The 20592-nt window shown below is 69.0% G+C and carries 14 protein-coding genes; 1 reads left to right on the top strand and 13 read right to left on the bottom strand.

What is annotated here, in order from left to right; genetic code table 11:
* Positions 1-59: 59 nt before the first annotated feature.
* The 9 genes from Sp245p_RS26575 to Sp245p_RS36345 form a co-directional block, all read right to left on the bottom strand.
* Positions 60-911 carry an HAD family hydrolase gene (locus Sp245p_RS26575; RefSeq protein WP_014200278.1) on the bottom strand — a complete coding sequence of 284 codons (852 nt, stop codon included), beginning with the start codon at positions 909-911 and terminating at the stop codon, positions 60-62.
* Positions 908-2995: a putative Phosphoribulokinase/uridine kinase gene (locus Sp245p_RS26570; RefSeq protein ID WP_014200279.1), complete on the bottom strand. Its 2088-nt coding sequence runs from the start codon at positions 2993-2995 to the stop codon at positions 908-910. The genes Sp245p_RS26575 and Sp245p_RS26570 overlap by 4 nt, the downstream gene beginning before the upstream one ends.
* On the bottom strand, positions 2986-3570 hold the full coding sequence (locus Sp245p_RS26565; RefSeq protein WP_014200280.1) for a phosphatidylinositol-specific phospholipase C/glycerophosphodiester phosphodiesterase family protein: 585 nt from the start codon (positions 3568-3570) through the stop codon (positions 2986-2988). Before Sp245p_RS26565 ends, Sp245p_RS26570 begins: the two co-directional genes overlap by 10 nt.
* Positions 3567-4313, bottom strand: coding sequence for a glycosyltransferase family 2 protein (locus tag Sp245p_RS26560; protein WP_014200281.1), 747 nt, complete (start codon positions 4311-4313; stop codon positions 3567-3569). Before Sp245p_RS26560 ends, Sp245p_RS26565 begins: the two co-directional genes overlap by 4 nt.
* Positions 4310-4702 (bottom strand): GtrA family protein, encoded by a 393-nt coding sequence (locus Sp245p_RS26555; RefSeq protein WP_014200282.1) that lies wholly within the window; start codon positions 4700-4702, stop codon positions 4310-4312. Before Sp245p_RS26555 ends, Sp245p_RS26560 begins: the two co-directional genes overlap by 4 nt.
* A 20-nt stretch (positions 4703-4722) precedes the next feature.
* Entirely contained in the window at positions 4723-6345 is a 1623-nt protein-coding gene (locus Sp245p_RS26550) for an NTP transferase domain-containing protein (protein ID WP_014200283.1), read from the bottom strand.
* A 6-nt stretch (positions 6346-6351) separates the two neighbouring features.
* Complete coding sequence (locus Sp245p_RS26545; RefSeq protein ID WP_014200284.1) at positions 6352-7425, bottom strand: class II aldolase/adducin family protein; 1074 nt, start codon at positions 7423-7425, stop codon at positions 6352-6354.
* Between the two features lie 166 nt (positions 7426-7591).
* Positions 7592-9322 (bottom strand): AZOBR_p60025 family cell surface glycopolymer formation protein, encoded by a 1731-nt coding sequence (locus Sp245p_RS26540; RefSeq protein WP_420867262.1) that lies wholly within the window; start codon positions 9320-9322, stop codon positions 7592-7594.
* 218 nt (positions 9323-9540) lie between these two features.
* Entirely contained in the window at positions 9541-11232 is a 1692-nt protein-coding gene (locus Sp245p_RS36345; RefSeq protein WP_014200286.1) for a M10 family metallopeptidase, read from the bottom strand.
* A gap of 467 nt (positions 11233-11699) precedes the next feature.
* Here Sp245p_RS36345 and Sp245p_RS26530 point away from each other — a divergent pair, with 467 nt between their 5' ends.
* Complete coding sequence (locus Sp245p_RS26530) at positions 11700-12821, top strand: NAD(P)/FAD-dependent oxidoreductase (RefSeq protein ID WP_014200287.1); 1122 nt, start codon at positions 11700-11702, stop codon at positions 12819-12821.
* A gap of 32 nt (positions 12822-12853) precedes the next feature.
* Here Sp245p_RS26530 and Sp245p_RS26525 read toward each other — a convergent pair whose 3' ends face one another.
* The 4 genes from Sp245p_RS26525 to Sp245p_RS26510 form a co-directional block, all read right to left on the bottom strand.
* Positions 12854-14407 (bottom strand): class I SAM-dependent methyltransferase, encoded by a 1554-nt coding sequence (locus Sp245p_RS26525; RefSeq protein ID WP_014200288.1) that lies wholly within the window; start codon positions 14405-14407, stop codon positions 12854-12856.
* Positions 14404-15651 (bottom strand): glycosyltransferase family 4 protein, encoded by a 1248-nt coding sequence (locus tag Sp245p_RS26520; protein ID WP_014200289.1) that lies wholly within the window; start codon positions 15649-15651, stop codon positions 14404-14406. Before Sp245p_RS26520 ends, Sp245p_RS26525 begins: the two co-directional genes overlap by 4 nt.
* 100 nt (positions 15652-15751) lie before the next feature.
* Entirely contained in the window at positions 15752-16345 is a 594-nt protein-coding gene (locus Sp245p_RS26515; RefSeq protein WP_014200290.1) for a class I SAM-dependent methyltransferase, read from the bottom strand.
* 20 nt (positions 16346-16365) lie between these two features.
* Positions 16366-20568: a glycosyltransferase gene (locus Sp245p_RS26510; protein WP_014200291.1), complete on the bottom strand. Its 4203-nt coding sequence runs from the start codon at positions 20566-20568 to the stop codon at positions 16366-16368.
* Positions 20569-20592: the final 24 nt, after the last annotated feature.

Here is a 20592-nt window from a genome sequence, read left to right as displayed (position 1 = left end):
CATCGACGAAAGCCCCCGCCGGGCGAACAGCCGGGAGCCCCGCCGTTCGCCCGCCCGCTTCAGGAGTGCGGCAACCGTTCCGCATCGGCGAGCTGGCTGCGCCCGCCCGTCTGCATGATGGGGGTTTCCGGAAGCCCATGCGGGGTACCGTCCGGCACCGGCTTCATCCAGCCGCGCTGCACGAACAGGCGGCGCAGCTCGCCGAACTCGTCGAACACCGCGTCCGCCGCCTGATCCCCCTCGGCGATCTTCACGCCCGCGTGGCGCTTCTGCAGGGTGATCATGCCGAAGGCGCGGCCGCCCTGGACGTCGGCCACGGGATTGTCCCCGATCATCCAGCACCGCTGCGGCGGCACGCCCAGCTTGTCCACGGCGAGCTGGAAGGGAGCCGCGTGCGGCTTGTCGTGGCCGGCCTCCTCCGAGGTGACGACGTAGTCGAAATAGTCGTCGAGGCCGAAATAGATGATCTTGCGGAACTGGATCTGGGCGGTGAGATCGGTCACGATCGCCGTCTTGATGCCGAGCGAGCGGAGATCGAGCAGGAACTCCTTGACGTCCGGGAACAGGGTGCTGGCGTGCAGGAAGGTCCGCCAGTAGGTCTGTTCGATGTCGAGCGTCGCCAGGAGCTGCGTCTTCATGCCCAGCAGCTCGATCGTGCGCTGGAAATAGAGAAGGCGGCTGTGGGACCCGGCGGTCTTGCCCAGCCGGTCCTTTACTTCCCGGCGGGCGACGGTGAAGGCGTCGTGGAACTCCTTGCGCGACAGGCCGAACAACTTGCAGGCCTTGCGCTCGGCAGCCTCCGTCGCCTCCGCATGGGCCGGGTCGTAGGCGTAGAGGTTGTTGTCCGTGTCGAAGACGATGGCTTCGGGAGGAGTGGCGAACGCCTCTGGGCGGGTGAAGGAGAGTGTCATTTCGCGACCCGTCTGCGAAGGTTTTCGTCGATCTGCATGAGGACGATCAGCTGCATCACGCCCAGCATGTTGGAATGCCAGTGCGGCTGCACGTCCAGAAGCTCGTCCAGATGGGGGACGAGATTCGCCGCGGCCAGGCCGATGTCCTCGGCCCAGACGTCGCCCTCGATGGTCATGTCCACCGTCTGGCCCTCGTCCGGGAAGTCCAGATCCAGATGCACGCCGCAGATGGCGATCAGGGCCTTGGTCAGGCGCTCCGTGTACAGGCTGTCGCGGACGATCACGCGGAGCTTCAACGGAATAGGGTCGCCCTTCGGACGGGACAGATGCTCGGGATTGACCGCGGCCACCTGGAACACGAGGTCGGCGTTGGCCATCTGGGGCTTGATGTAGGCGTCGCTGTCGGGCTTGCGGCGGGCCATCTGCGCGCGCACCGCGGCCGGATCGTGCCCGCGCTTGGCGACGTCGCGCCGCATCTTCCAGAAGAAGCGAAGCTCCTCGTCCGTCTCCAGGAAGATGCGGACGTGCAGCCGCTCCACCAAGGCCGGCGGCAGCAGCGTGTGCAGGCCGGAGATCAGCAGCACGTCGTTGCTGGCCAGCCTGACCGGCGGGCTGAAGCGGCCGGTGTGATGGTCGTAGATCTGGCCGACCGCGTCGCGCCCGTCGAGGGTGGCGTGCACATGCTCGCTCAGCCGGGGCAGATCGTTGGCCCGCGGGTTCAGGTGCGTGACCGCCCGCCACATCGGAGCGCCCCGCGCCCATTTGTGATAGCCGTCGCCCAGGATGTGCTGGACCGAATGGCGCCCGAACAGCCCTTCGAGCGCCGCCGCCAGCGTGTCCTTCCCGGCGCCGGAATCGCCGGCGATGCCGATGGCCAGAGGACCGCGGCTGAGGCGGAAATAGTCGTTGCGCTGGATGCCGTTGCGGAACAGGCGGATGGCCAGCACGCAGCCGACCGCGACCACCGCGGTCAGCCACACCGAATGGGCGTGGGACGACAGCAGGTGCGGCAGGCTGAGATCGGCTCCCAGCAGCGGCAGGCGGGGGCCGGAGGCGGTCAGCGCCAGCAGCGGCACGACCATGGCGGAGAAGAGGGCGACCAGCCACCAGCCCACCCGGTCCGCGCCGATCTGGTAGACGATCAGGAAGGGCAGAGCCCACAGATACCAGCCGGGCGACGCCGGCGTCATCAGCACCACGATCAGGAACGACACCCCGGTCATCGACAGGAGCAGCGAGAAGTTGGTCCGCCGCAGCCGCCACATCGCGTAGACCATCAGCGCGAAGGCCAGCGGCGCCAGATAGATGACCAGGCCGTCCGTCTGCGGCAGCGACAGCCAGTACAGCTTGGCGGCCTCCGGCGTCTCCATCACCATGTCGCGGTAGCCGGAGGACAGCAGGGGAAGCAGCCCCAGCACCGCCAGGATGCCGGCGAAGACCCCGGCGAAAGGCACGAAGCCGCTGCGCAGCCGCTTGTTCTGCCACAGGTAGATGCCGAGGAACGGCAGCGCCAGCAGCATGCTGAGCTTGGCGGCGCAGGCCAGGGCCAGCAACAGCCCGGCCTCGCGGAACCGGTGCTCGCCGATCATCATGAACGCGGCGACCATGATCACGACCGGCACGATGTCGATCTGGCCGTGCCAGTAGGTGATGTACAGCACCAGGGGCGACAGCCAGTAGCCCAGGGTCAGCAGCGCGCCTCGCTCCGGGAACATCCGCCGGAGGACCAGATAGCCGGCAGCGTCGAAGGCCAGAAGCGTCAGGCGGAGCCCCAGCCCGGCCAGAACCACCTCGGCGCCGAACGGCAGCCCCACCAGCCAGCCGGCCAGGACCAGCGGCAGGAAGGCCGCCATCATGACCGGGCCGTAGGGGAAGCTCAGGGAATCGCCCCCGGCGGCCAGGAAGGCCGACCATGGGTCGAGAGCCGGCGACTGGATGGCCCCGGTGAGGAAGGGAACGAACCACGTTTCCTGGATGTGCGGCGCGAGGAAGGCCAGCAGAAGGCCCCGCACCGCCAGACCCGTCAGGAACCAGGGATCGCGCGCCAGACCGGATGTGGCCAGACCGGACGGGATCAGCGCCATGCCTCGGGTTCCTTCGTGCAGACAGCCTCGGCGACGATGCCTTCACGCTCCAGCAGCCGGCGCATGTCGGCGATCCCCGCGGTTCCGCGGCCTTGCAGCTCGGGCGAGACCAGGCACAGCTTCAGCCCGGCGTCCTGCAGGCGGGCCGCCTGGGCGGCGTCGAGCGGGAAGCGGGTGAAGCAGTCCACCCACACCCACTCGATGCGCCCGGCCAGCGTCAGCGCGGTGTCGACGGATTCGAACTCCGACACCCGCACCGCGCAGCGGCGCTCGCCCTGGTTCGCGGTCTTGACCAGGAAGGGGAAGGACTGGTCCAGGAAGAAGAAGTCGGTGATGCCGTGCCGCTCCATCAGCGCCAGCAGGCGCGTCTCCAGCCCCTCCTCCTTGACGTTGAGGATGAGCGTGCCGTGGCGGTAGGCGGCGATCCAAGCCTCGAACGGCTCGCCGGGCACGAAGGGATCGTGGTGGATCACCAGCTCCGTGCCTTGGCTGCGGATGTCGACCTCGATCCCCAGGTCGGTGGGGGTGGCCTGAAGCTCGGCAAACGTGTTGCGGCGGTGGCGGATGATCTTCATGACGTGCTCTCGGGCTTGCTCTCGGGCTTGCTCCGGGGCTCGCTCAGGGCGGCGCGCAGGCGGAGGCTGTAGTCGAGGGTGCGGCGGATGAACTTCACCTTCGCCCGCCAGTTGATGTTCCAGTGCGAGGTGCCGTGGGCGCGCTTGCCGAACAGCACGGGGAACCGCTTCACCTCCAGCCCGGCGGCCCGCGCCGTGTAGAAGGCGTAGAGATCGAGCGAGAAGTCGTGCGGCGGATTGTCCCAGGTCTCGAAGAAGCCGCGGCCGAACAGGGTCGGCTGGGCGTTGATGTCCCACAGCGGCTGGCGCAGCAGCGCCGTCTCGAACACCCCCATGCCGGCGGTGAAGACGGCGTCGCCCAGGGGACGGTGCTGGCGCCGGCCCTTGACGAACAGCTGGTCGGGATCGCGGGCCGCGTCGAACAGGGCGAAGCCGGTCAGGGCATCGGTGGGGTCGGTCTGCATGTCGGCGTGCGTCCAGCCGAGCACGCGACCGCGCGCGGCGCGCAGGCCCGACAGGATGCCGAAACCGTAGCCCTGGTTGACCTCCACCCGCACGCTGCGGGCGAAGGGGTAGCGGGACAGAAGCTCCTGCAGAACCGCCGGGGAATCGTCGGTGGAGCCGTTGTCCACCAGCACCAGTTCGATGTCCGGGCGGGTGAAGGCCTCGCCGGCACGGGCCAGCAGCAGGGGGAGGTTCCGCGCCTCGTTGTAGCAGGGAATGACCAGGGAATAGGTGCTCACGGACGTTCCCCCGAAAATGCGAAGTGGCGCATGCCGACGAAGTTGAAGCAGGCCGACGCGCCGGTGGCGACCAGGAAGGCCGCCGCCATGGACCAGGGGCCGGTGCCCGCCAGCAGGATCACGCCGTTGTTGAGCGCGACGTTGATGACGAGAGCCAGCAGATACACCCCGAGGAAGCGGAGCACCGTCTGGACCCCGCCCCTGGCGCCGCCGAACGTCCACATGCGGTTGGCGAAATAGGCGAAGACCGTGCCGGCGACGAAGCCGGTCGCCTTGGCCGGCATCACCGCCGCCCCCAGCCACAGCAGCAGGGTGTAGACCGCCATGTCGATCGCCACGGTGGTCGATCCGACCACCAGGAAGCGGCTGGCCTGACGCTGCAACGACATGAACGCCACCCCTTTCCCGGTTACGCGGAGGCCGGCTGGCCGGAGACTCCGGCATCGGCGACGTCCGGGTCCGCTTCCAGCCGGTAGGGATGGTTGGCCCACTTGTGGAAGGCGGACTGCCAGTAGGCGTAGGTTTCCAGGTCGTCGGGCGTGCCCCAGCACAGGTAGGAGTGGACCTCCAGCAGGCGCACGGACAGGCCCATCTCGACCGCATCGTTGATGCAGCTGTCCACGTAGAACTCGCCGTTGACCCGGCGGTCGGCGGCGATCATGCGCTCCGCCGCCCGCTTGAAGTCGCCGGCCCGCTTGAAGGTGAAGGTGCCGACGATCACCGGGTCGCGGGACGGGTCGTCCAGCGGCACCTTGACCGAGACATTGCGGACCCGGCCGTCCCCGGCGTCGATCCAGCCGTACATTTGTGGCGCCCGCAAGGCGCCTGGATAGCCGCAGGCTCCCCACACGATCACGTCGGTCTCCGGATCGTCCATCAGGGCGGAGAAGGCCGCCGCGTCATAGAGAACGCCGTTGTCGCAGGCGCCGATGGTCAGCGGCCGGTCGAGGTCGACGCCGTCCAGCCCCAGCAGGCAGGTGCGCGCCTGCCCGTCGGTCAGCGCGTCGATCATGGTGATCTCCGCGTTGCCGAAGGCCGACCGCAGGGCGTCGGCGCAGGCCTCGGCGCCGGGCATGTCGCGGCGCAGGACGAACAGCCGCCGGTCGGCGTCCGGCAGGTCGCGCACGGCCTGTTCGACCATCGGCCGTCCGGACACCGGCACCAGCGGCTTCGGCAGCGTGTAGCCGCGGGCCGCGAAGCGGGAACCGGCCCCGGCCATCGGCACCATGACCGTGCCGGCGTGGCGGGGGGCGATCGCGGCCTCCGGCGTGCCCTGGCGGCGGAAGGCGTCGGAGAACCACCGGTATTCCTGCAGATCCTGGGGCGTGCCCCACTGCATGAAATGCTCGACCGGGAACACGGTGACCGGGCGTCCGGCGTCCAGCAGCGGCTTGTAGGCCATGCTGACATAATATTCGCCGTTGACCATCAGCCCGCGGCGCATGGTCTCTTCGAAGCACTCGCGCATCACCGCGCCGGTGCGGAAATAATAGGTGCCGCTGGACGCGAACTCGTCCATCGGCCGGTCGGTGAAAGGCTTCTTCTCCTGGATGTCGCGCGCCCAGATGCCCTCGCTGCGGACGTAGGCGTAGTTGGTCGACCCCAGCATGTGCGGGTGGAAGCCGGTGTAACCGATGACGCTGCCGTCGCAGCCGGTCTCCCGCGCGTGCGCCTGGAAGGCGTCGAAGTCCCACAGGCAGGTGAAGTCGCAATAATTGACGATGGTCGGCGCGTCCATGTCGATGGCGTCGGCCACCTGGAGGACGGCGTTGATCGGCCCCAGCTTGTGCGGATCGATCGGCAGGATCCGGCCCGACGGGGCGATCCGCTCCAGCGTCTCGCGCAGGCGGTAGGCCGGCTCGTCCAGGTGATCCCGGTTGACGATGAAGAAGACGGACGTGGCGCCGGGGAACAGCCCGACGACATGCTCGATGATCGGCTTGCCGTCGACCTCGATCAGCGGCTTCGGAACCGTGTAGCCGGCGCGGCGGAAACGCTCGCCGAAGCCGGACATGGGAATGACGATCTGCATGGCGGTTCAGCGTGGCTGGAGGGTTTGCGAGGTCTGGAGCGACTGGCGGTACTTTTCCGCGTCCCAGTTCAGGAGGGCCTGCTCGTCGGCGGCGGAAAGGCAGGACACGCCGGCGCCGTCGGGAATCCGGGCAACGACCATGGCGAGGGCGGCGACCATTTCCTCGCCGGCCTCGCCGAGCCCTTCGGGCACCAGGACGCCGGCGCCGGGGACCAGCACCACGGGACGGAAGGGAAGGGCGCCGCTGGCCGACACCACGCGGTCCAGCGCGGCGCGGTCCTCGGCGACCGCCACCCCTGGGCCGAGAAAGACGACATGGTCGGGATAGAGCGAGCCGGACGCCGCGATCCGCACCGCGGCCGGCGACAGGGCCAGCCCGTGCGCCTCGTCCCGGCGGGTCGGGCGGTAACCGCTGCCTGCGGCGATTTCCTCCAGTCGTGCCCGGTCGGGGTTCCCGGCGGGACGGGGGGCGACCCGCAGCCGGCCGGCCACCTCGTCGAGCAGGGCTTCCACCGCCGCGCAGTCGGCGCCGCCGACGATCAGGCCATGGTTGGCCAGGATCACCACATCCGCCGGCGCATCGGCGGGCCGTTCCGCGACCGCGGCCGCGACCGCCCGCGTCAGGTCCAGGCCAGGCTTGCAGTAGGGGACCATCGCCCAGGCCAGCCCGTCCAGCCGCGCGACGAGCGCCGCTGCCGCGGCGGGCTGGACGGCCCAGGCGAGCGTGTTCACGCAATGGACGTGGAAGACCACCGGATGCGGCATCAGCGCGTGGAGCGTCGTCTCGATGGACGGGCGCAGCCCGCCGGCGCCGAGGGCGGCCCCGGCCACCGGATCGGCGGCGCCGTCGCGCACACCCTGGCGGACCCGCGACAGGCTGACGTCCACGAACACGTCCGAGACCAGCGCGTCGGCCAGCCGGGTTCCGGAGGCCTTCACCCGCAGCACGTCACCCATCTTCAGCGACGTGTTGCCGCCGGCTCCCTGGACGTAGAGGGGATTGGACCCGACCCGCGCGGACGCTTCCAGAAGCGATCGCGCGGCGCGATGAAAGTCTTCGGTGTCTTGCGGACGTTCCATCCGATCCGTTTCCCGTGCTGGTCGTCTTTTCGTGCCGGGCCATGCCAGCTCCCGGCTTCAACCACCGGTGTCACGACCGCCGCCCCATGGCGGCGACAGGTTTACCGGCCGCCGCGGCACCGGGCAAGGGATTTGCCGAGCACCGCAAGGAAACGGTGGCGGGTTGTCACCGCAGGGTTATCCGGATGGCGCCGGGGTCGCCCGCTTCGGAGAACCAGGCGCATCCGACCTGGATCATCGTGATGATCAGGTCGGCCCGCGGGGCGTTAGCGGGCACGTCGACGATCAGCGGCAACTCGCGGCTCTCGCCGGGCTTCAGCTCTTCGCCGATCTGCGACGGGCGGGGGAAGCTCACCAGTTCCCTCGTGACGGGGTCCACCCACCGACCGGTGAGATAGACGGAGCCGTCGCCCTGCGCGTAGCGCCAGGGCCGGGAGGTCACGTTCGTCACGTTGATCCGCAGTTTGTAACGCGCCGAACGGCCCAAGGCCGCCCGGAAGAAGGCGCGCCGTTCGAACGGCTCGATGCCCACGAGCCGGAGGTTGGAGCGGTACTCGCCAAGGCAGTCCAGCCGCTCGGGAAAGCTGGAGGGCGGTCGGTTGAGCAGGAATTCGATGTTGGTGTATTGGTTGGCGCCGATGGTCGCGTCGCTCAGGTTGCGATTCCAGAAGGCAACCTGATGCAGCGCCAGCATCAGGGTGATCACGCTTCCCAACACCGCCGCCCCCCATCGCGGAAGCAGGGCGAAGGACAGGAGGACCGGCACGAACAGGAAGGAGGTGGCCTTCAGATAGCCGGTCCAGAAGGCCGTCACGCCGATGCCGAGCATCGTCGCGAGGAGCGCGAAGGGGAGGGCCGCCGCCGCAACGATCCCCATGGCCGGCTGGTGGCGCTTCGTCCGCAGCAACGCGACGCAGGCGGTCACGGCCGTGATGATCAGGACGCCATGCATGGGCTGGAGCCAGAACTCGCTGCTGGGCACCGAGGCCCCCGCGAAGGGATGCGTCCCGCGGTAGGTGCCGACGAGCGTTTCGAACCACCCCTGGAGCGGAAAATTGAACAGCCCTCCGGCGACGCCGGGTGCCTGGGAGGGAAGCTCCCCGAAGCGGAGGAGGATGGAAACCTGCCAGAGGATCGCCACCACCCCGGGAAGCGCCATCGGCACCAGCCCCAGGATCCCGCTCCGGCTGAACAGCCGCCCGGCCCGCCAGGCGGTCGCGGCCTGGAACAGGAACAGCCCCGCCGCCGCCACGACGAAGGTCTCGCGGGTCAGCACGGCCAGCGTGCCCGCCAGGGCGTAGGCCCACAGGCGGCGTGCGCAGAGGCAGGCCAGGGCGATCAGGAACAGCGCGTCGGCCGCGGCGTCCGGCAGCCCGCTGAGCATCGTGACCTGGACGCCGCCAGACAGCGCCCAGACGAGCGACAGCCAGGGCGAAAGACCCACGGACGCCAGCAGCCAAGCGAAGGCGGCGGTGCCGGCCGCCACGAGGAGGACGCTCGTGCCCCAATAGACGAGCGGGCTCACCCAGTCGCCGAGGGTCAGGAAGGCGAGGCCGCGTGCCAGCAACGGCAAGCCGATCCGCTGGTAACGGTAGGTCGGCGCGTCAATGTGCTGGGCCGTGTCCTTCTGAAGGAGCAGATCGTTCGCGATGTAGAAGTGGAACTGCCCGTCCCAGCCGCTGTGGCCGGGCACCGTCAGCAGCGGCTCGAAGCCCCTTTTCTCGAGGTCGGCGGGAATGCCCCATCTCTCCGCCGGCAAGACGTGGAACTGCAGAAGCCCCCGCCCCTCGCCGCCGAGAAACACGAACATCGACACCAGCGAAAAGACAACCACAATCAGAACACTTGCGATGATCGCAATATTTTTACGACTCACGACCGCCTTTGCCTTCTTCATTCACGGACGCACAATGAATGGAGCGGCACATGTGAAAGAAACAGGAATCAGGCTGGCGAATCAGCGTCTGCATTCTGCGGTGTACGTCGCCGATGGGGCGCTGCAACAACCTTGGATCGTTTCACGGCTCGCGCCACGGCGCGGACGTTGGCACGCCGCTCCGGTGTTGTAAAGCCGCATTGCAGGAAAGGAAGGGAGCGCCACAGGGCGTCGGCGCCCTACCCGAACAGCCGGATGCCCAGATAAGCGGTGTCCCCGACGACCCCGGGCATCGTGGACAGCGACGAGACGGCGTGACCGCTCAAGGTCACGCTCGCGTCGATCCGGCCATTTCCATCCAGGTCGATGTGAGCCGTCGCCCCTTCGAACCCGCCGGCCCCCTGCCAGTCCTCCCAGGTCAGGGTCGATTGGCCCGGCTGCCAGCCCCAGACGGTGATGAGTTCCCCGGCCTCCAGGTCGGTCACGGTCGACCAGACGGGATCGCCGCTGCGCCCGTCCAGGAAGAAGGTGTCGTGCCCGGCCCCGCCGGTCAGGAAGTTCGACCCCGTGCCGCCATCGAGCACGTCGTCCCCAGCCCCGCCATCGATCGCGTCCATGCCGCCGAGGCCGTTGATGAAGTCGTTGCCGGCGCCGCCGACGATCGCCTCGCCGTCGTTGCTGCCGATCAGCTGCCATTGCAGGTTCTGCACCGGTCCCGAATAGGCCGAGGCCTCCTGAAGGAATTGCCGTCCGGACGCGCTGTTGGCCACCCCGAAGAAGGTGCTGGCCACCGTGCCCGGCGTGGCGTCCCGGCTCAACGCCAGGGTCAGGTCGCCGAAGGACAGGTTTTCGATGCTGCGCAGGGTGTTGACGCCCTGGGGACCGCTGACGGTCACTTCGCCGGCGCCGGTGTGGAGGATGGTGTAGGAGGAGGGCGCCCCTTCGAACACCGCCGCGTCGAACCCCTCTCCGCCGTCCAGCAGGTTGTTGCCGGCCCCCCCGATCAGGGTGTCGTTCCCCGCGCCGCCGTACAGGGCGTTGTCGAGGGCGTTGCCGATGAGAAGGTCGTTCCCCGACCCACCGATGGCGTTTTCGATCCAGCAGTCGTAGGCGATGCCGAGCGTCCGGGGCTCCAGATAGAATCCGGCCTTCCAGGACGGTCCAAGGTCGCTGTAGGAGCCGGGGCGCAGGTCGATCCGGGCGTCGGTCGTCTGGTTGGCCCAGCTGATGGTGTCGTTGCCGCCGCCGTCCCAGATCGTTTCGAAGATCGCCTGTCCCGGCGCCCAGGAATAGACGGTGTCCCCGGCGTTGGTGGACATGTTGGCGCCGTACAGATACTGGATGGCCGCGATGTCGTCGACCATGGGGGTGGTGGGGAAGCGATCCTGCCAGTAGCCCATGCTCGGGGACGCTCCGGGGAAGGACCGGTAGCTCATGGTGCTGTAGAGCTGGTAGTCGATCCCGGTGGGAGCGACCGGGAATCCTCCGTATTCCTCATGCAGATGCTTCAGGCCGAAGGCGTGCCCAAGCTCGTGCACGATGGTCTGGTAGGTGTAGGAACCGGGCGTCCAGGACAGGCCGGGATCGGCGAAGGTCGTGCCGAACCAGACGTCGCCCGCTTCCGGCAGATCCACCACGGGCATGACCGTGTAGGCGGTGTCCGGCACGCCGCTTCCTCCGAAGCGGATGTCCCCGCAGGACAAGGCGTTTTCAGGAACCTCGATGCAGCTGATGTTGGCCACCGCCGTCCAGGTGCCGAGCGCCTGCCGGATCGCCGCCTGGGCCGTTCCGGACAGCGTCCAGACGCTGCCCGGGTCCGGTGTGAGATAACCGTCCCGATAGGCGGAAAGGCCGGCGGCGCCGAAAGAATAGGTCAGGGAAACCCCGGTTCCGGGCTGACTTCCCGCGCCCCACTTGTATCCCGAAAGCAATGAATCGATTTCAATGCGCCCACTTGCCGTGATCGCGGATACAGGAAACGTGTAATCCGGATTGCTCATGAGCCCCACCCTTCAAAAAAGGAAGATGTTTGTGAAAAACATCAATCCAAGTCAGAAACGGCCGGCCTTCATTCAATGATCCCTAAAGAGTCTTCCCCAAATCAGCCGTTTGCTTGTTTAAAGTAAGGCGTTGGCGTCTTCTTTATCACGGGCGCGTTTCATGGTTTCTCTATGTTGTAATTCGAGCGGCGAAGCGAATCCGGCGGATGATCTGCCTTGAGCCGGCTTTGCCCATCCGGACGCCTCTTGTGGCGTGACCGGCCGCAGGGGAGTGGTTCGTCCGGGGATGCCCGCTGGCCTTTCCGCCATCCCTCTTGCGCAAACCGACGCTTTTGCGGCTTTGTCGCCACGATCGGTCCTGCGCCCGATCAGCCTTTCGCACTGGCCGGAGACGAACGATGGAGCGGGTGGACTGCGTGGTGGCCGGAGCCGGGGTGATCGGCCTGGCGGTAGCCTGGCGGCTGGCCCGCGCCGGCCGCGAGGTGGTGGTGCTGGAGGCGGCGGACGCCATCGGCACCGGCACCAGCTCCCGCAACTCCGAGGTCATCCATGCGGGGATCTATTACCCGACGGGCAGCCTGCGGGCCCGCCTGTGCGTGGCCGGTCGCGACGCGCTCTACGCCTATTGCGCGCAGCATGGGGTGGAGCACAAGCGCATCGGCAAGCTGATCGTCGCCACCGAGGAGGCCCAGTTGCCCCGGCTGGAGGCCATCCGCGCCCAGGCCGTCGCCAACGGGGTGGATGACCTCGCCGCCCTTTCCGCCACCGAGGCCCGGGCGTTGGAGCCAGCCCTGCGCTGCGTCGGGGCGCTGCTGTCGCCGTCCACCGGCATCATCGACAGTCACGGCCTGATGCTGGCCCTGCAGGGCGACGCGGAGGCGGCGGGCGCCATGCTGGCCTTCCTCAGCCCCCTGGAGCACACCCACCGCCGCGCGGATGGCTTCGAGCTGGAGGTCGGCGGGGCGGAGCCGACGCGCATCGCCTGCGACACTCTGGTCAACGCCGCCGGGCTGGGAGCCTGGGGGGGCGCGCGCGGGCTTGAAGGCTTTCCGGCGGAGCATGTACCGCCGCGGGTGCTGGCCAAGGGAAACTATTACGCGCTGGGACAAGGGCGCGCGCCCTTCGCGCGGCTGGTCTACCCGGTGCCGGTGGAAGGGGGGCTGGGTGTCCATCTGACGCTGGATCTGGCCGGGCAGGCCCGCTTCGGCCCGGACGTGGAGTGGCTGGACCCCGCCGATCATGACCGGCTCGATTACCGGGTCGACCCAAGGCGGGCCGATGGCTTCTACGGCGAGGTGCGGCGCTACTGGCCGGACCTTCCCGACGGCGCCCTGGTGCCGGCCTATTCCGGCGTCCGCCCGAAGTTGAGCGGCCCCGGCCAGCCGCAGGCCGATTTCCTGATCCAGGGGCCGGAGGTGCACGGCGTCCCGGGGCTGGTCAATCTGTTCGGCATGGAATCGCCGGGCCTGACCTCATGCCTCGCGATCGCCGACGAGGTGGCGGCGCGGCTGGGCGTCTGACGGTTCCGTCGCCAGACGCCTTCAGACCGCCGTCACAGGATGCCGAGCCGCTGCCACACCGGCAGCTTCTGCGGCAGGAAGTCGGCCAGCCTCAGGATGACCAGAGAGCGCATGGCCACGGGATCGGAAATGGCCGACCCGTCCTCCGCGACGGCCGAGCGGCCCAGAGCGCGCAGGGCGTCCGTCACGAAGCCGGCAAGCGGCTGGACGTCCAGCGGCTGCCCGGACAACAGCCCGGCCAGGACGAGGCGTTCCAGGGCGTCGGCCCCGATGCCCAGCCCGACCGTGGGCGCGGCCAGGAAGAACAGGCTCTCGTCGATCAGCATGCGCTGGGCGATCGCCCGGTTGAGCCGGAGGGACGCCTCGCGCGCGGTCTCCGAAAGCTCCGCCAAGGGGTGGGCGTGGTTGGCGGAGACCAGAAGGGCCAGGAAACGGGAGATGGTCCCGAAGTCGTGACGGGCCATTTCCGGCATCGCTTCGATCGCGCCCAGGCTCGGCGTGCCCGTGGCGAGCGCGTCCAGGATCGGCAGGCCGAGGCTTTCGTCATGGCGCAACTCGCCCAACGGCACCGGAACCGCCAGGCTGGCCTTCTCGCGCGGAACCGTCAGGGTGAAGCGGAGGCGGCGGAGCGCGCCGGCGGCCTCGGCGGCGGGCATCCGGTCCAGGCCACGGATGTAGATGTCACGGCGGAACACCTGGTTCATGGCGAAGTCGCGCACCGTTTCCGCCATCACCGGGTCGGCGATCTCGGCCAGGATGGGCCGCAGTTCCGGGCGCACCGACAGCTCGTCGAAATTGTGCGGGATGTTGGCTGAACAGGCATAGCCCAGCTTCGCCCACGCCATGTCCTGCGCCACCTGACTGTGGCTCAGCGGCTCCCAATGGGTGTTCAGATATTCGTGGGTCAGATACTGGCGGTTCTGGGTGGCGATCGTCCCGAGATGCTGCGCGACGGTGGGATTGATGGCGAAATAGCCGGCGCCGGCCTCGTTCAGCCGGTTGATGAAGGCCAGGGCCGCATCGAACTGGCGGTCGCTGCGGGCCGGGTTGGCCGCGGCGTGGGCCAGCATCATCTTCTGCAGGGGCAGCACCGGCGCCCAGCCCGGCATGGCGTTGTAGCTGACGAAGACCAGCCCGCCGGGCTTCAGCATCCTCTCCAGGATGTCCACCACCGCCCGGCGGTTCTCCGGGCTGACCCAGCTGTAGACGCCGTGCAGGACGATGAAGTCGAAGCCCTCGCCGGACTCCTCCGCGGGCAGCGCGCCGGCGACCACCTCCTGGAAGCTGCGCTCATGGAAGTCCACGTTGGCCAGCCCGGCGTCCTCGGCCAGCCGGCGCGCGCCGGCGACGTGCAGCGGGTTGAAGTCGATCCCGGTGAAGCGCCCATGAGGGTGGGTGGCCGCCAGGATGTTCAGGGTCACGCCCTGGCCGCAGCCCAGTTCGCAATAGCGGAAGGGACGGTCGGTGCGGGGCGGGCGGACACCGTTCAGCAGGCAGACGTAGGACAGGTAACCGGGCGACAGCTCGCGGTAGGCACCGTGGGTGTAGGCGATGTCGGCGTTGTAGCCGTCGCTCCACGCGTTCATTTCGGCATCCTTTCCGCGGGGTTCCGCCCGGCGATCAGATCGTCGATCAGGGCGAGGTGGCGGGGCAGGGTGACGGTGCGGAGATCGTAATTCTCCACCGCCGTCCGCCGCGCCCGGTCGCGCAGCGTCTGCATCCGGTCGGGGTGCTCGAACACCTCGTCGATGCGGTCGGCCAGGGCCGTCCCGTCGAAGAAGTCCACCAGCAGGCCGTTCTGCCGGTCGCGCAGCACCTCCTCCACCGGGATGGTGGCGGAACCGATGACCAGACAGCCCGCCGCCATGGCCTCCAGGAAGGACCAGGACAGAACGAAGGGATAGGTCAGGTAGATGTGCGCCGACGAGACGCGGAGCACCGACAGGTAGGTGCCGTAAGGAAGCTTGCCCAGGAAATGCACACGGTTCCGGTCGATCCCCGAACCGATCTCGGCCATCAGGATGTCGCGGTAGCTCCGTCCGTCGGGGGACACCTGCCCATAGCTGACCTCGTCGCCGCCGACGATCAGCACATGGGCCCTGGGCCGCCGCTTCAGGATGCCCGGCAGGGCGCGCATGAAGACGTGGAAGCCGCGGTAGGGCTCCAGGTTGCGGGCGACGTAGGTGATGACCTCGTCCTTGGGCGTCAGCGTCAGGCCCGACGGCAGACGCAGCCAGGCGTCGGCGTCCGGGCGGACGATGGTGGTGTCCACACCCTCGTGGATGACGCTGATGCGGGAACGCATGTAGTCGGGGTAAAGCGACCACTGCCAGCCGGTCGGCGTCTGGCCCCAGTCGGCAGCCTCGAAGCCCAGCGTGTTGATGACGTTCTTGGTGCGCACCCGCGGGCCGTCGTTCTCGGTGACCGCCATCATCGGGTCGAAGCCGATGTCGGCCCCCCGCAGGTGATAGAAGAATTCGAAATAGGCGAGCAGCGGAACGTCCGGCCAGACGTCCTTCATGTACAGCGTCTCGCCCCAGCCGTTGTGCCCGATCATGATGTCCGGGCGGAATCCCTCGGCTTTCAGGCGGCGGCAGACCTCGTAGACGCTCTGCCCGTAGACGACCGCCAGTTCCAGTTCCTGGATGTAATGGTGGGTCGTCGATTTCGCGGTCCGGAACGGCTGATAGACGGCGCGTTCCACGCCGGGAATCGACGCGGGGCTTTCGTGCGAGATGAAGACCACGCGGTTGCCCGGCTGGGCCGCCAGATGCTGCACGATGTGCTGGTACTGGCCCGGAAAGTTCTGGTGGACAAAGAGATAGTTCATCGCGTGCCGCCGATTCCGCAAAGAAGGCCCGCAACCCGCCGCGGACCTGGATGAGCCTGACCCAGGGGCGTCAGCCCGCCGGGGTTCGCAGGGCCGGGGTTCACAGGAGCGAGCCGAACTCCTCCAGCGCCGCCGCCGAGGCGGGGGGACGGAGGGCCTTGACCTGCAACTCGTAAGCCGCCGCCCGCCGCCAGATCGCCACCGGCTCGAACCCCGCCTCCTGCAACAGGCGCCCCAGCAGGTTCGGGGTGAAGCCGGTGCGGTGGGCCATGAAGCGGTTGCCGGCGGCAAGGGCCGGACCGTAGCCGTAGATGACGTCCAACGGCCGGATCGGGCCCTGCCTGCACTCGTAGACCGCTTCGTCCAGCCGATCCTCCGCCACCAGCTTCGCCACCGCCTGCAGGTCGGGCACGGTCAGCAGGAGCGTGCCGCCCGGCTTGAGGACGCGCAGGAATTCCCTCAACGTCACCGGCACCTCGTGCGGGTCGAGATGCTCCAGGTTGTGGGACGACCAGACCGCGTCCACCGACCCGTCGGGCACCGGGGCCATATCCGTCATCGAGGCGACGATGTCCGGGTCGACGTCCGGGTCGATGTCGAGACGCAGTTCCCGCCACTCATCCGCCGGCAGGGAGGTGCCGAGGATCGAGATGGCGCGCTGACCGCATCCGACGTTGAGCACGGTCTTGAGCATCGGCCTGGAGGCGCTCGGGATCAATAGGAACGCGGCGGAACGGCGCCGGTCTGCTTCTCCACGAAGCGCAGCAGGAGACCTTCCAGAGCGTCGCCGATGGCGTCGGAGCGGCAGGGGCTGCCGTTCTGCCCGGTGGGAGAGCGGTAGCCGCTGACGAAGGCGCCTTCATAGACGCAGTCGAACCGCTCGGCCGCAGCCCCGCGCAGACGGATCGAGAAGCCGATCAGCGGCGTGCCCAGGCCACGGCTGCCGCACATGCCGCCGCCGCTGATCCAGGGGGTTTCCCAGCCGTTGGCGGTCAGGCCTTTGTACTCCAGATCCTCCGGCGCGATGCCCTCGGTCGGGGTGATCGAGAAGGCCTCGATCCACAGCCGCTGCCCGACGGCACCGGCCCAGTTGGAATCCATGAAGCGCAGGTCGCCCTGGCGCTGGACATGGGCCAGTATCTCGGCGCGCGGACGGGGGGCCTGGGGGGCCGGCGGAGCCTGGACCGGTGCGTTCTGGACCGGTGCGTTCTGGAAGGGAACGCCCTGGACGGGAGCGGAGGCGGCCACCGGAGCAGCTTGCGGCGGGGAGGTCTGGGCGTCGTCGATGCGGGCGAACTGAAGCGACAGGAGCGCGTTCGGGCGGTCGACATGCTTGTAGGAGGACAGGACCACGGTCGCGGTGCCGCCCGACACCTTGATGATGACGGTGTCGCCCGGCTTGGCCAGCCAGTTGCCCGTCACGCTGCCGATCATCTCGATGGTGACGCCGGGAAGGTTGTTCGGAGCCGCCGCCAGTTGGACGCTGGGCAAGGGGAATTCGCCCGAAGCCGCCGCCCCGCCGCCCGCCGTGACCAGCAAAGAGTAAAAGCCGGGGACCAGGGACAGGGTCTGGGCCGTCGCCTTGATCTGGTTGGATGGATGGGCTTCTGCGGACGCAACGCTACCGGACATCGACGACCCCCCGCGGGATTGAAAGGTTGAACGGCGAAGGTCCGGACCATCCGAATCCGCCGCCGAACTGTCTGGCCTGAAAGTAGGCCGAAAGGAAACGGACCGCCCGATTGCTACGCCATGCGGCGTATGAGCGTCAAGGACACCCAGGAGCGTGTCGTTGATTGTCGCAGGTTCCAGCAACGGTGGCAGCAAGTGTCCGCCACCTTTCTCCCGGATGCGTTCTGACAGCGCTCCCAAGTCGAAGGCCACCACCTCCAGCCCGGCCTTCCAGGCGGTGGACAGGGCATAGCACCAGGTCTCCGGCGAGATGGACGGCAGGAAGGCGATGTCCGCCTCCTGGGCGCTCACCAGAGCGACCGCCTCCTCCTCGGTGAAGCGGCCGGTGACGAAGCCATGCCCCGTTTCGAACAGGGGCGGGTCCTTCTCGCTGAAGCCGACGACGACGAACTCCAGGGGCAGGTCCCGCGCCGCGGCATCGCGGGCGCAGGCCAGAAGGATCTCATAGCCTTTCTGGATGCCGACGGCGCCGATCGTGCAGACCCGCCACCGGCGATCGTTCCGTTGACGCCGCGGGCGGGCGGGTGGCGGCGCGACATCCTCCCAGGGCCGGACCTCGATGGGACGCGGGTCGATGTGACGCAGCAGCCGGGCCGCCACATCGCGGGTCGGTGCCGTCACCCGCCGCGCCCCGGCGGCCAGGGCGCGCGTGCGCCGGCGCAGGGCGCCCACCGTCACGTCGGGATCGGCCCGGTCTTCCGGATCGGCGGTGCAGCGCTCGCAGGCGGGCAGGTCCGGCTCCCCGCAATAGCGGCCGGCCTTGTCCACCAGGCTGAGGCGCGGGCAGATCAGGCCGTAATCGTGGATGGTGAGGTCGTACGGCACGCCGAGCCGCCCGGCCAGATCGAGCACCGCGGCGTCGTGCCCCAGCAGATGGTGGATCTCGACCGCCGTCGTTCCCCCCAGCCGCAGGGCGCCGACCAACGCGTCGAACTCCGCGCGGGTGCGGAACACCAGATCGCGGAGATCGGGCCGGTCCAGGACCATGATCCGGCAGCGCCGCTCGGCCAGAGCCGCCCGGGACGGCACGATGGATCGTGACGAACCGCGGCCCGCGCCGTCCCCCTCATCACCATCCTCGTCCTCGTCTTCGTCCTCATCATCCCCGGCGTTCTCCGGGACGAGTTGCAGGACGCGCCAACCCTCCGCCCGCAGCGCCGCGGACCGTTCCTCGATGAAGCGGGTGACCCCGCCGCGGCCGGCGAGCGTGACCAGCAGGACGGCCGGCGCCCGCCCGCCTCCACTCTCCTCCGCCCAGCGGGCCAGATCGAGACGGCGGCGCGCGGCCATCAGCGGGTCGGCGGCGATGAAGTCCTTGACCAGGGCGTCGTATCCGGGATACAGCCGCTCCAGCAACTCGCCGTTCCGCGCGGCGAGGATCGCCTTCTGCCGCCCGAAGGAGCGGCCGCCGACATGCGCCACGAACAGGTCGGCCGCTCCGACGTGGCGCCACCCCAGACGGCGTGCGCGCAGGCAGAAGTCGTTCTCCTCCCCATAGCCCCGCCCGAACAGCCGTTCTTCGAAAAGTCCGGTCTCCTCCAGGCAGTCGCGGCGGATGTAGGCGCAGAAGCCGACGGCCGTCGGCAGGTCCACCCGCAACCCGGGATTCACCGACCGGGCAAGCCGGTCGAGCGTCGCCGTCTCCGTCAGGGAGGGCGACGGTGGTCGGTCGGTGCCCGACGGGTAGTTGAGGATCGTGGCGTCGTTGGACAGCGGCGTGACGGTGCCGATGTCCGGCGCCGACCAGGCCGCGGCCCGCAGCCGTTCCAGCCAGGAGCCGGACACCAGCGTATCGGCGTTGAGCAGAACCGCGTCACGGTCGGGATGCAGGGCGAGTCCACGGTTGACGGTGGCGGGGAACCCAAGATTCCGGGAGTTGCGAAGCAGCGTGATGCGCCCTTCGGCGGCCAGGGCCGCCAGATCGCAGACGAGGTCCGCATCGGGGCTGGCGTCGTCGATGACGACGATCTCGCGGGGGGTGGCGTCGTCCGCCGCGATGACGGAGCGCAGACAGGCCAGCGTCTCCTCCCGCCCGCCATACACAGGGACGATGACGTCCACGAGGGGCGAGGGACGCGCCGCGCGCGGGGGGCGCAGGGGAATGGGCGCGATCGGCGTGGGGGACCACGCGGCCCGTCCGGGACCGGGCCAGGGCAGGGGACTGCCGGCCAACGGCTGGTCGCCCGGCTCGGCGGTCACATGGAGCAGCCCCGGAGACAGGCCGGCGGCCAACGGATCAATGAGAAAGCCATAGTTGCCGTCCTCCGCCCCTCTGGCGCGGCCCCCCTCCGCCGGACGGTCGGCGGGCACCGTCACGGAGCGCCCGGTCCCGTCCGTCACCCGGACGGAAACGGACTGCGGCGGATCGCCAGGGCACCAGGCCCAACCGGTGATCATCGCACCGGATGATGACCCCGGTGCTTCGGAACCGCCGATCAGCAGGGCGCTTCCTTCGACCGTGGGATGGCGCCGGGGGTGCAGCGGCGCGCCAAGCAAGGACACGCCGTCAAGGGTTATGAAGAGCGCCTCCCCCTCCCGTTCCGCCCCCATCGACAGGGCGAAGCGGATCGGACCGCCATCGCCGTTCGGCAGCCCATACCGCCGCAGAAAGGAGGCACGCTCCATGACAAGCAGCGTTTCGTGCCGGGCGGAGGCGACCCGGATGGTGCCTCCGGCCTCGGCGGAGAGGGCGCCGACGATTTGCAGGCCGATGTCCGCGGCGGCCCAGCCGACAGCGCCTCCGGACAGCACCACATGGTCGGCGAGGTCGCCCAGCAGAGGGGCGACGCTCACCGGAACGAGATGAAGCTGGCGGACGAGCAGGGGAACCAGCCGGTCCATCGCCCCCAGACGGGCCAGGGCCTGCCCCAGGGCGATCGCCGCGGTGGGGACGGCGGCCCGCTCGACCGCACCCGCCAGCAGCGGCGGCACCTCGGCCGAACGGCCCGCGGCGATCAGCAGGGCGGCGAAGAAGGCCTTCAGGGCGATGTCGTTGGGCGCGAACCGGGCGCCGCGTTCGGCCCAGCGAAGCGCGGCGGCGAGATCCCCCCGCGCCAGGGCGCAGCGGGCGAGCCCGGTGGCTCCTGGGGCGTGCGTGTCGCTGTGGCGCAGCAGAGCGCGCGCCACGGCTTCCGCCTCAGCGATCCGCCCGGCGGCGATCCGCTCTTCCAGGCGCCGCACGTCCAGGCGCCGCGCCTGGGATTTCGATCCGCCCGACGGTGTCATGAAGGAAGGCCTTGCCATGGACTT

The sequence above is a fragment of the Azospirillum baldaniorum genome, assembly GCF_003119195.2.
Classification (GTDB): Bacteria; Pseudomonadota; Alphaproteobacteria; order Azospirillales; family Azospirillaceae; genus Azospirillum; species Azospirillum baldaniorum.
This window is presented reverse-complemented; position numbering and strand designations above follow the sequence as displayed.